Source organism: Brevundimonas sp. (assembly GCF_029945885.1).
GTDB lineage: Bacteria > Pseudomonadota > Alphaproteobacteria > Caulobacterales > Caulobacteraceae > Brevundimonas.
Window position 1 is genome coordinate 19,392 of sequence record NZ_JAQSDK010000013.1, and the last position, 11,308, is coordinate 30,699.

Genomic DNA, 11,308 nt, shown 5'->3' on the forward strand with positions numbered 1-11,308 from the left:
ACATGAAAACCCTCATCGCATTGACGGCCGTCGTCTCGCTCGGTCTGACCGGCCCGGTTCTGGCCCAGAGCCAGGGCGAACCGGCGGCGGAGACGCCGATCCTCGCCGGAGCCACGGCGGCTCCCGATTGCGGCAATCTGTACAGCCTGACCGGCAAGGCCTTCTGTGTCAGCGCTCCCCTGGCGAGTGTCGGCGCGCTGGCTGACGCCTATGTGGCCCATTTTGAAGGTCAGGGCTGGCTGGGCGCGGGCGGTGACAGCAATCGTGTGGTGCTGGTCAAGCGGCGCGAGAGCGGCGGCTGCGACGGGATCCAGATGATCGCCTTCTATGACACCACCCGTCCGGCCGGCCCCACGGCGACCGGCTATCTGGGCTTTGCCACCATCCCCGGGGATGTGTGCGCCGCCGCCGCCGTGCCGGCCTCGCAATGACCACGGCTCGTATCGACGCCCGTTTCGCGGCGCTGAAGGCCGAGGGCCGGGCCGGGTTCGTGGCCTATGTGATGGCCGGTGACCCCTCGCGCGGGGAGTCGCTGGAGATTCTGCGCGGCCTGCCCGCCGCCGGGGCCGACATCATCGAACTGGGCTTTCCGTTCAGTGATCCTATGGCCGAGGGGCCACCGATCCAGCGCGCGGCGATCCGCGGGCTGAAGGCCGGGCTGACCCTGAAGGGGACGCTGGACCTGGCCCGCGATTTCCGCGCCGGCGATGCCGACACGCCGCTGATCCTGATGGGCTATCTGAATCCGATCGAGAGCTACGGCTATGCGGCCTTCGCCCGCGACGCGGCGGCCAGCGGCGTCGACGGCCTGATCGTGGTCGACTGCCCGCCGGAAGAGGCCGATCCGCTGTCGGATGCGCTGGACGCCCATGCAGTGTCCCTGATCCGGCTGGCGACCCCGACCTCGGACGATGCGCGGTTGAAGCTTATCGCCCGGCGCACCTCGGGCTTTGTCTATTACGTGTCCGTGGCCGGGGTGACCGGGGTCAAGGAGGCCCAAACCCTGTCGGTGGCACCCGCCGTCGCGCGGGTGCGCAAGGCTTCGGGCCTGCCGGTGGCCGTGGGCTTCGGTGTGCGTACGCCCGAGCGGGCCGCCGAGATCGCCCGCGTCGCCGATGCGGTGGTGGTCGGCTCGGTGCTGGTCGACGAGGTGGCCGCGGCCCTGGAGTCCGGAGAGTCGCCCCGCGAGCGGGTTCTGGCGCGGGTCAAGGCGCTCGGCGATGCGGTCAGGGCTGCACGCGCGACGGAAACCGTCTAGAGACAGGTCCATGGCCGACAAGAACACTCCTCCGATCAAGACCCCGCCCGAACGCCGTGGCGGCTGGCTGTCGCGCTTCGCCCCCGGCGTGCGCAAGATCGTCAGCCGGCGCGACACGCCCGACGGCCTGTGGGTCAAGGACCCCGACACCGACGAGATGCTGTACCGCCCGGACCTGGAGACCGCCCTGTGGGTGACCCCGACCGGCCGCCATATGCGGATCGGTGCCTCCAAGCGGCTGGGCTACACCTTCGACGGGGGCGACTACGAGAAGATCGACAGCCCCGAGGTCGAGGAAGACCCGCTGAAATTCAGCGACGGCAAGCCGTATCGCGAACGGTTGGCCGCGGCGCGCAAGGCCGTCGGCACGCGCGACGTGATGTCGATCGGCTATGGCGAGATCGACGGCACCCCGGCCGTGGCCATCGTGCAGGATTTCGCCTTCATGGGCGGGTCGCTGGGCATGGCCGCCGGTGAGGGTTTCATCGCCGCCGCCCGGGCCGCCGTCGAGCGCAATGTGCCGATGGTCTGTTTCACCGCCGCCGGCGGGGCCCGGATGCAGGAGGGCGCGCTGAGCCTGATGCAGATGGCCCGGACCACCCTGGCGGTGCAGGAGTTGAAGACGGCGCAATTGCCGTTCGTCGTGGTCCTGACCGATCCGACCACGGGCGGGGTCACGGCCAGCTATGCGATGCTGGGTGACGTACATCTGGCCGAGCCGGGGGCCCTGATCGGCTTCGCCGGTCCGCGCGTGATCGAGGCCACCATCCGCGAGAAACTGCCGCCGGGCTTCCAGCGCGCCGAATATCTGCAGGAAAAGGGCATGGTCGACCGCGTGGTCACCCGCGCCGACCTGCCGAAGACCCTGGGCCAGGTCCTGTCGATGCTGATGGGCGGCAAGCGCCGGGCCGCCTAGGCCGGGCCCATGGATCCGATCTCGGCCCGTTTGCTGGCCCGACATCCCCAGAAGATCGACCTGTCTCTGGACCGGATGCGGGCCCTGTGCGCCGCCCTGGGCGACCCCCAGGATACCCTGCCGCCGGTGATCCATGTGGCCGGGACCAACGGCAAGGGCTCGACAGCCGCCTTCCTGCGGGCCATGGCCGAGGCGGCCGGGTTGCGTGTCCATGTCTACAGCTCGCCGCATCTGGTGCGGTTCAACGAACGCATCCGTCTGGCCGGGATCCTGATCGATGACGCGACGCTGAATGCGGCGCTGGATCGGGTCGAGGCGGTCGGAGACGCGCACGGTATCGGGGCCACGGTGTTCGAGGCGACCACGGCCGCGGCCTTTGTCGCCATGGCTGAAAGCCCCGCCGACCTGGCCATCATCGAGGTCGGCCTGGGCGGGTCGCTGGACGCCACCAATGTCATTGACCGGCCGCTGCTGAGTGTGATCACCCCGATCGCCCTCGACCATGCCGAATTCCTCGGCACCGACCTGGTGGGCATTGCCGGGGAGAAGGCCGGAATTCTGAAGCCCGGGGCGCGGGGGCTGGTGGCGCGCCAGTCGGAAGCGGTGATGGCTGTGATCGCGGCGCGGGCGGCGGCGGTGCATGCGCCGTTGACCGTGATGGGCAGTGATTTCGATGCCTGGGGCGATCGCGGCGGCCTGTCCTGGCAGGACGAGGAGCGGTTTATGGACCTGCCGGCCCCGGCCCTGGCCGGGCCGCACCAGTTCGATAATGCCGGACTGGCCGTGGCCGTAGCGCTGGAGCTGGACCTGCCCGAGGCGGCCATCGCCCGGGGCCTGGAGACCGTGACCTGGCCGGCGCGGATGCAGCGGGTGACGGCCGGACCCTATGGCGAGACGGCGCAGTCGGCCGACGCCGAACTGTGGCTGGACGGGGGGCACAATCCCCACGCGGCGCACGCCCTGGCCGAGACCCTGGAGGCGCGGCAGGCGCGGGCCCCGCGACCGCTGGCCCTGATCGTCGGCATGCTGGCCAACAAGGATTCGGGGGGCTTCTTCGAGGCGCTGAAGGGCAGTGGTGCGGCCGTGTTCACCGTCAGTTTCGACGGGGCGGCGGCCGATCCCGAGGCCCTGGCGGCGGTGGCCCGTGGCCATGGCCTGGGGGCCCAGCCGGCGGGCTCGGTCAGCGGGGCGCTGGACCTGGCGTTGCGACTGGGGGCCGGTCGGGTGGTGATCTGCGGCTCGCTGTACCTCGCGGGCGAGGTGCTGGGGGCAAGCCGCGAGACCTGGCCATTGTGAGTGGGCCTATCGCGCTTCGCGCTACTTGAGGCCTGACGTTGGGCCTACCGCCCTTCGGGCTACTTGAGGCCGTTGTAGTCTGTGCGCGGCACTTCAGGCCCGGCGGCCCCTCCGCGCGGGAGGGGCCCTGGGAAATCAGGCAGTGATGCCGGCTTCTGCCAGCCATTCGACGATCTTGCCCTTGGGCATGGCACCGACCTTCATTGAAGCCATCTGGCCGTCGCGGAACAGCATCAGGGTGGGGATGCCCTTCACGCCCAGCTTGGACGGGATCATCGGCGAGTCGTCGATATTGACCTTGGCGATCACGATCTTGCCGGACAGTTCGTCGGCGATCTGTTCCAGCGCCGGGCCGATCTGTTTGCAGGGACCGCACCATTCAGCCCAGAAATCGACCAGGACGGGGACCGACGACTTGAGAACGTCGGTGTCGAAACTGGCGTCGGTGACCTTGACGGTGGCCATGGTGTCTACTCCTGGGGCGCTGCCGGCATCGGGCCGGACGGGCGCGGGGGTTGGGGCGTGATCGAAACGATCGAGTGTTGCCGCAGATGTGGGGCGATTCCCGCCGAATTCAACGTCAACCGGCCAAAGCCCTGTCCATCAACGGTCCGGGCACAGGCATCAGCTGTGGTCCGTCGGTCCAGACCAGGGCCGCCTCGACGGCGCGGTCCGGGTACAGACGTTTCAGTACGGCGACATAGACGGCCAGCTGCAGCACATAGGCAGGGTCGGCGTTCTCGATCCGGTCAGGGGCCGGCCGGTTGGTCTTGTAGTCGACCACCAGCACCCGTTCGGGGGTGATGACCAGTCGGTCGATGCGGCCGGAGATGCTGACCCCCGGCGGCAGGCCGGGGGCCCAGCCGGTCAGGGCCGCCTCGGCCCGGGAGCCGGGCCCGAACACCGGGGCGAAACGGGTGTCGGTCAGCACGCTGAAGGCGGCGTCGATCATGTCCGCGCGTTGGACAGCGTCGAGGTCGGGCTCGCGGGCCAGCATGCGCACGGCGGCGTCGGGCCGGGCGGCGGCCTCGATCTCGGGCAGACGCTCCAGCAGCCGGTGGATCAGGTCGCCACGGCGGAAGCGGCCGAGCGCCGCGCCCGGACCGGCGGCGGTGGCCAGGGGCGAGGGGGCGGGGATGCGCACGCTCTCGTCCATGCGCGAAGGCGAGGCATAGCGGGCGGCGGCCTCGGCCGGGGGACGGGTCAGGGCCCAGGCGGGGACCGCGCCGACGGTGGCACCGGCCGCGGTCCGGGGCGGCAGGATTTGCGGATCGACACCGTAGCGCAGGGTGCCGTCGTCCAGTTCGCGCACCCGGCCGACCTCGGCCAGGCGATCGAAGGTCTCGGTGACGATCGCCCACCAGCTGCCGGCCTCGGGGCCGAGGGTGCCGGCGCGGCCCATGATCACCAGCCGGTCACGGGCCCGGGTCAGGGCCACATAGAGCAGGCGCAAGGTCTCGTCGTCGGCGCGTTTGGCCCGGGCATCGCGGGCGGCGGTCGAGGCCGGGCAGTCGTCGCCCGACTTGCCCGGACACATCAGCCAGGCCCCGGTCTCCTCGCCGTCGTCGTCGACCGCAGGCATCAGCGACGGGCCCTGGGGTTTGGCCTTTGCGGTGGTGTCGGGAAGGATGACGATCGGGGCCTCCAGCCCCTTGGCCCCGTGCACGGTCATGACCCGGACCTCGTCGCGGGCCCCTTCCAGCTCGCGCTTGACCTCGACGTCGGCGGCCTCGAGCAGGGCCACGGCGGTCTCGAGGTCGACACCGCCGCGGTCCTCGGCCGACAGGACCTGGGCCAGGGTCTCGTCGATGGCCTCCTCGGCCTCATGCCCCAGCCGGGCCAGGATGCGGGCGCGGCCCGACAGGCCGGTGTCGTCGACGCGGTTGAGCAGGGTCGAGAAGAAGGCGAAGGGATCGCGGTCGCGGGCGTCCAGCGCCGCCCGCAGCAGGTCGCGGGCCCGGGTCCATGACGGATGTTCGCCGGCGCGGGCGCACAGTTCGCGCCACAGGCCAGCGCGTTTCTCGCGCCCGGCCAGGGCGTAGAGGCTGTCATCCGGGCCGAAGTCCGGCACGTCGCAGAACGGACTGCGCAATATGCCGGCGAGGCTGAGATCGTCGTCCGGGAACAGGGCGAACCGGGCCAGGGCGATCAGGTCGTCGAAGACGATATGGCTGGACAGTTTCAGCCGGTCGGCTCCGGCCACGGGCACGCCTGCGGTCTTCAGGGCCCGGATGATCTCCTCGAAGGTGGCATCACGCCGCCGCACCAGCACGAGGAAGTCGCCGTAGCCGCAGGGCCGCAGGGCCCCGGTCTTGCGGTCGTGGACAGCGGACCCGGCCTGGACCTGGGCGCGGATGTCCCGGGCCAGGCGGGTGGCCAGTTGTTTGCGGCCACTGACGCCGCTCTCCTGATCGACCGGATCGTCCCACGCATCGCGCTCACCGGCCTTTTCGTCAGAAAACAGGGGGATCAGATCGACCGTGCCCTGATGATCGACGCGGGTGGCGACGTGGGGGGGGATGGCGGCGACATCCTCGCCGACCAGGGCGGCCTGGCGGTCGAAATCATCGAACAGCTGATCGACGAAGCTGAGGACTTCGGGGGTGGAGCGCCAGGATTTGGCCAGTTCGACAGCCTCGAATTCCCCGCCGCTGCCACGCACCAGGGCGTCATAGACCTGGGACTCGCGTCGCAGCCGTTCGGGCCGGGCCCCCTGGAAGGAATAGATCGATTGTTTCTCATCGCCGACGGCGAAGACGGTGCGGCCGCCGGGATCGCCGGCAAAGAACTCGCCGGTCAGGGCACGGACGATGGCCCACTGGTCGGGGGCCGTGTCCTGGGCCTCGTCGATCAGGACGTGGGCGATGCCGCCGTCCAGCTTGTACAGAACCCAGGCGGCGGTCGATCGTTCGGTCAGCAGGTCGACCGTGCGGGCCACCAGATCGGAGAAGTCGAGCGCGCCGCGGGCGGCCTTGGCGTTTTCGTAAAAGGCGGCGTGGGCCCGGGCCAGGGTCAGCAATTTGACCGTGTCGTCGGCGATCTTCGCTTTGCGCAGGCTGTCGCGGGCGGACAGGTATTTGAGCTGCAGGGTGGTCAGATAATCGGCTGCCGCGGGCGGGGCCGATCTGGTGGCCATCCTGGCGCGCGGTTCGCCCTTGTCGGTCAGGAAGACGTCGGCGATTCCGGTGAAGCTCCAGTGGGGCGGGGCCGCTGCCCGCATGGCATCGGCGCGCTTTTGATCGTTGGTCGAGCCCGTGGCCATGGCTTCAGCCATGCGTCGCCATCCGGCCGGGTCGAGCCCGGCGAGGAAGTCGGCCTCGATCCGGTCCGGGGAGGAGTCCGGGTCGGCCCCGGTCAGGGTGTGGGGCCCGGGCAGCTGCCCGGCCTCGACCCCGTCGACATAGGCCAGCAGCCTGGCCCGGTCGGACTCGATCATCGCCAACAGGGACTGGAACCCGTCCCAGTGCAGTTCGACGGCGAAATGGCTGTAGGCTTGACCCACCTGCCCGTCCGGATTGCCAAAGGCGTGCCGGGCCAGGTCCTCGCGGGCCTCGCGCGACAGGGCCAGGGCGGCCTCGTTTTCCAGCACGGTGAAACGGGGCGAGACCCCGGCCTCGAGCGGGAAGCGCCGCAGCAGTTTTTCGCAGAAGGCGTGGATGGTCTGGATCTTCAGCCCGCCGGGGGTTTCCAGGGCGCGGGCGAACATGCGCCGGGCCGAGGACAGGTCGGCCGCGGTCAGGCCGGACGGGTCACGCCCGTCCAGCTGGGACAGCGAGTCCGACAGGGCCGCGTCGTCCATTACCGCCCATCGGCCCAGGGTCTCGAACAGACGGGCCTGCATCTCGGCGGCGGCGGCCTTGGTATAGGTGACGCACAGGATTTCGCCGGGCGTGGCCCCGCCCAGCAGCAGCCGGGCCACGCGGTTGACCAGGGTGGTGGTCTTGCCCGATCCGGCATTGGCGGTGACGAAGACCGAGCGACCGGGGTCGGCGGCGCGGGCCTGATAGTCGATTCCGGCGGGGACCGTCATTCGCCGTCCTCCGCATCGTCGCCGATGACGTGCCATTCCCAGACCCGGGCCAGGTGGTCGTAGTTGCCGCCGAAATTGCCCATGAACTGGGGCGCGGCCCAGCTGACATAGGGGGTGGATTCCCGGTCGAACCGGGCCACGCGGCGCTGCAGCCCCTCAAGGGCGGCGCGGGCCATATCGGCGGCCTCCATTCCTGACGCGCGCACCGCGACCTCGCCGGGCTTGCGACGGCCGACGACGCGGACATAGGTCAGTTCCTCGGGATCGACCGGGCCGTTGGTGTCGGTGAAGCCGCCATCGGCCAGGATGGCGGCGGTCAGGGTCAGCTGGGGAGCGAAGCCGGTCTTGACCTGTTTGGCCGAGGGGGCGGCCCCGGTCTTGAAGTCGATCACAGCCGCGCCGGCGGAGCCCAGTTCGATCCGGTCGGCATAGGCCTTCAGCGTGAAACGGCCGCCGGGGGCGTCGAAGCCGGACTCGCCCTTCTGTTCGATCAGCAGGGTGATGCCCCGGGCGCGTCGGTCCTGTTCGAAGCTCGTCAGCCAGCGGGCGCTGTTGCGGGCAAGGGGGGCTTCGCGGGCCATGGCCGCGTCCTCGAAGCCGTGGTCCTTCAACTCCGCCATCAGCAGATCACAGAGCCGCTCTTCGGCATCGTCGGGCAGGGTGTCGGGGAAGGCCGCGGTCATCCGCTCGATCGCCTTGTGCACGGCATTGCCGCGCGCCATCGCCTCGGCCTCCGCCCCGGGGCGCTCCAGCTTGTCCAGCCCCAGCACCCAGCCGGCATAGACGGCATAGGGGTCGCGGACCCAGCGTTCGATCCGGGTGACATACAGACTGCGCGGACGGCGCTCGACCGGCGGGCGCGGTTCGGGGCGGCGGGCATAGCGCGGCGGGCCCGGCGGCGGGGCGTCCAGCGCCCGGGCCTGGGACAGGGCCAGCACCGGCCGTTCCAGCACCACGGGCGTGGCCGGGGCATTGGCCCCGCGGGTCAGCATCTCCAGCCGCCACAGCCAGCGCGACTTGACCGCCGGCTGGCCGCCGCGGCGGTCGGCATGGACCAGGACGGCCTCGTCGGCGCAGGCGGCCTGGACGAAGTCCTGGGCGGTCTGGCCGAGGCGGCGCTCGGGCGGGGGCAGGCCCAGGGTCTTGCGCATCGGCCGGGACAGGAAGGGATCGACCGGGGCGGCATTGGGCCAGACCCCTTCTTCCAGTCCGGCCAGGATCATGCGGTCGGCGCGCACCAGCCGGGCCTCGATGGCCCCGAGGATGCGCAGGGACGGATGGGTGGCCCCGCCGGTGCGCACGGTCTCGTCGCGCAACAGGCCGTGGACCAGATCGGCCAGGTCGGCGCGGCGGACCTCGCCCAGGGCGTCACCGCCCGCGATCAGGGCGGCCATCAGGGTCGCCGCCGCCTCGCCGTCGGGGCCGGCCCAGACCGCCTGGCCGGCCAGGGCCTCGACCAGACCGGTCAGGGCGCGGGCGGCGACGTCCAGCGGGGCCTCGGGCACGAACGGGGTCCGGGCCGTGCCGACCAGGGACTCGAGCCGGTCGGCCAGGGCGGCGGCCTCGCCCAGCCGGACCTGTTTCCAGTCGGGCGCGGGCTTGCCGCCGCGACGGGGCTGGGCCGCCTCCAGCAGCCGCTGGCGGATCATGGCCCAGTCGCGGGGGCGGGGCCCACGCAGGGCATGCAACTCCAGCGCCGTGGCGGCGTCGGCGTCGATACCGCACAGCGGATGTTTGACCAGGGCCAGCAGGGTCTGGGGTTTCAGCGGATCGGCCAGAAACCGGGCGCACAGGTCGATCAGCCCCCCGGCGGGCAGGCGCAGCAGGGGCGCGCCGGACGAGGAGTCGGCGACCACGCCCCAGCGTTCCAGCCGGGCGGCGACGCGACGGCCGAGGCCGAGGTCGGGGGTCACCAGGGCGCAGGTGCGGCCCGGGGTCTCCAGCGTCTCGCGCATCATCAGGGCGATGGTGGCGGCGGCGTCCTCCTCGGTGCGGACGGTGACCACCGACAGGCCCTGAAGCCCCTCGGCGATCGGGTCGGCGGCCTGTCCCGTGGCAGCAGCCGCGGCGCGGATGCGGGCGATCTCGCGCCGCCAGTCGTCGGTGGCCTCGGCCGGGCGCAGGGCCTCGTTGAGCAGGCGCTGGCGGGCCAGACCGCGTGACTCTCGTGCCGGGTCGAGCGGAGGCTGGAACCACGGGCGGACCGACTCGCGCGGGACTTCGGCCCGGTCCAGCAGCCGCCACAGGGCGTTCTGCGGATGCTGTTCCTCGGCCCCCAGGGCGGCCCAGACGGCGGCATCCAGATCGCGGTCCAGCCCGGGCAGGACGACGCAGCCCTGAGGGGCGGCGGCCACGGCGCGCAGCACATCGGCGGCGGCGGGGGCAGTACCGGTCGAGCCGGCGGCGATGACCGGGCCGGTCGGCGGACTGTCGGTCCAGCGCTCGGCCAGCAGACGCAACAGCCGGGCGCGTCGCCAGGCCGGATCGACCAGACCCAGCTCGGCCAGACGCTCGGGCCAGGCCTCGACGGCGAGGCCGAGAAAACGGGCCGAGTCCTGCCAGTGTTCGGCCAGATCACCCTCGACCAGATGGGCGACGCGACCGGGGTCCTCGACCTCCTCCAGCTGGCAGGAGTCGAGGAAGCCGCCCAGCGCATCGGCCATCTCCAGCGCGCGCAGGGGTTTCAGGCCCGGCTCGAACCGGTCGGTGATCATCCGCGCCATCTCGAAACGGCGCGTCAGGGGGGCGATCGCCGGGGGCAGGTCCAGACCCAGTTCGCCGGGGGCGAAGGGGGCCTCGTCCTCCTCCAGATCGCCTAGCGGCCGGACCTGGGGCAGCAGGACGGGCCGGTCGCCGCCGAGCCGGGACAGGGCGGCGGTGAAGGCGCGGGCGGCGCGGCGGTTGGGCAGAAGCAGGGTGGCGTCGGACAGGGTTTCGGGCGGCTGGTCGCCCAGCCAGGCCAGCACCCCGGCGGCGAGGTCGTCGAGAAAGGGCCGGTGCGCGGGGATGGCGTACCAGCGGGGGGGCGACCCGGAGAAGGGATCGAAAACAGGGGTCATTGTGCGCCTGCCGGTCGACGCGCGGCGTATCCCTGTTTGAGGCGCGCCGTCATCATGCTGATCCGGCCAGCTTGGCCTCGGCAGCATCCCGCGCCTGCGGGTCGCCGACATGCATCCAGTCGCCGTCCAGCACGCAGCCGTACAGGCGCCCGGCGGCGGCCGAGGCCCGCCACAGAGGGCTGAGCGAGAAGGGGCTCTCGGGGCCGCCGTCGGCATAGTCGGGCCGGGTAATGTGGACGCCCATATAGGCGAAGGGGGCTTCAGCCGCGTCACCGCGGAAGGTCAGGCGACCGTCGTCGGCGAGGCGGAAATCCCCCCCGCCCTCGAAGCCGATCGAGCCCTCGCGCCGCGCCAGCAGCAGGACGGCGTCCATCCGCGCCGGGTCCCACAGCCGGGCCAGGTCGCCCAGCGCGTCGCCCCGGTCGGTCCAGACACTGTCGATATTGGCCACGAACACAGGCTCGGGGCCGAGCAGGGGGGCGGCCTTCTTCAGACCACCGCCGGTCTCCAGCAGTTCGGCGCGCTCGTCGGAGATGACGATCGCCGGACCGCGCCCGCGCGCGGCGAGGTGGGTCTCCAGCCGGTCGGCGAACCAATGGACATTGACTACGGCCCGGGCGACGCCGGCCCCGGCCAGCCGGTCCAGCACGTGATCGATCAGGGAGCGTCCGGCCAGTTCGACGAGGGCCTTGGGCCGGTCGTCGGTCAGGGGGCGCATCCGGGTGCCGAGACCGGCGGCGAGGACCATG

General features: G+C 71.6%; 8 protein-coding genes. 4 read left to right on the forward strand and 4 right to left on the reverse strand.

Annotation, left to right across the window (positions count from 1 at the left end; all coding sequences use genetic code 11):
* The first annotated feature begins 2 nt into the window (after positions 1 to 2).
* The 4 genes from PSV00_RS06660 to PSV00_RS06675 are packed head-to-tail and all read left to right on the forward strand — an operon-like array spanning position 3 to position 3,470.
* Positions 3 to 431 (forward strand): hypothetical protein, encoded by a 429-nt coding sequence (locus tag PSV00_RS06660; protein ID WP_300445731.1) that lies wholly within the window; start codon positions 3 to 5, stop codon positions 429 to 431.
* A complete protein-coding gene (trpA, locus tag PSV00_RS06665; protein ID WP_300445732.1) occupies positions 428 to 1,258 on the forward strand; it encodes a tryptophan synthase subunit alpha in 831 nt (276 codons plus the stop codon). Before PSV00_RS06660 ends, trpA begins: the two co-directional genes overlap by 4 nt.
* Before the next feature lie 10 nt (positions 1,259 to 1,268).
* Complete coding sequence (locus PSV00_RS06670; protein WP_300445733.1) at positions 1,269 to 2,174, forward strand: acetyl-CoA carboxylase carboxyltransferase subunit beta; 906 nt, start codon at positions 1,269 to 1,271, stop codon at positions 2,172 to 2,174.
* A gap of 9 nt (positions 2,175 to 2,183) precedes the next feature.
* Complete coding sequence (locus tag PSV00_RS06675) at positions 2,184 to 3,470, forward strand: folylpolyglutamate synthase/dihydrofolate synthase family protein (protein WP_300445734.1); 1,287 nt, start codon at positions 2,184 to 2,186, stop codon at positions 3,468 to 3,470.
* A gap of 135 nt (positions 3,471 to 3,605) precedes the next feature.
* On the opposite strand, the gene trxA is transcribed toward PSV00_RS06675, so the two are convergent.
* From trxA to murU, 4 genes are all read right to left on the reverse strand, one after another.
* The gene (trxA, locus tag PSV00_RS06680; RefSeq protein WP_300445735.1) at positions 3,606 to 3,935 is read right to left on the reverse strand and encodes a thioredoxin; all 330 of its coding nucleotides are present in this window, start codon (positions 3,933 to 3,935) and stop codon (positions 3,606 to 3,608) included.
* 115 nt (positions 3,936 to 4,050) lie between these two features.
* Complete coding sequence (gene addA / locus PSV00_RS06685) at positions 4,051 to 7,500, reverse strand: double-strand break repair helicase AddA (RefSeq protein WP_300445736.1); 3,450 nt, start codon at positions 7,498 to 7,500, stop codon at positions 4,051 to 4,053.
* Entirely contained in the window at positions 7,497 to 10,559 is a 3,063-nt protein-coding gene (addB, locus tag PSV00_RS06690; protein ID WP_300445737.1) for a double-strand break repair protein AddB, read from the reverse strand. Before addB ends, addA begins: the two co-directional genes overlap by 4 nt.
* Positions 10,560 to 10,611: 52 nt before the next feature.
* The gene (gene murU / locus PSV00_RS06695; protein WP_300445939.1) at positions 10,612 to 11,307 is read right to left on the reverse strand and encodes an N-acetylmuramate alpha-1-phosphate uridylyltransferase MurU; all 696 of its coding nucleotides are present in this window, start codon (positions 11,305 to 11,307) and stop codon (positions 10,612 to 10,614) included.
* Between the last annotated feature and the right edge of the window lies 1 nt (position 11,308).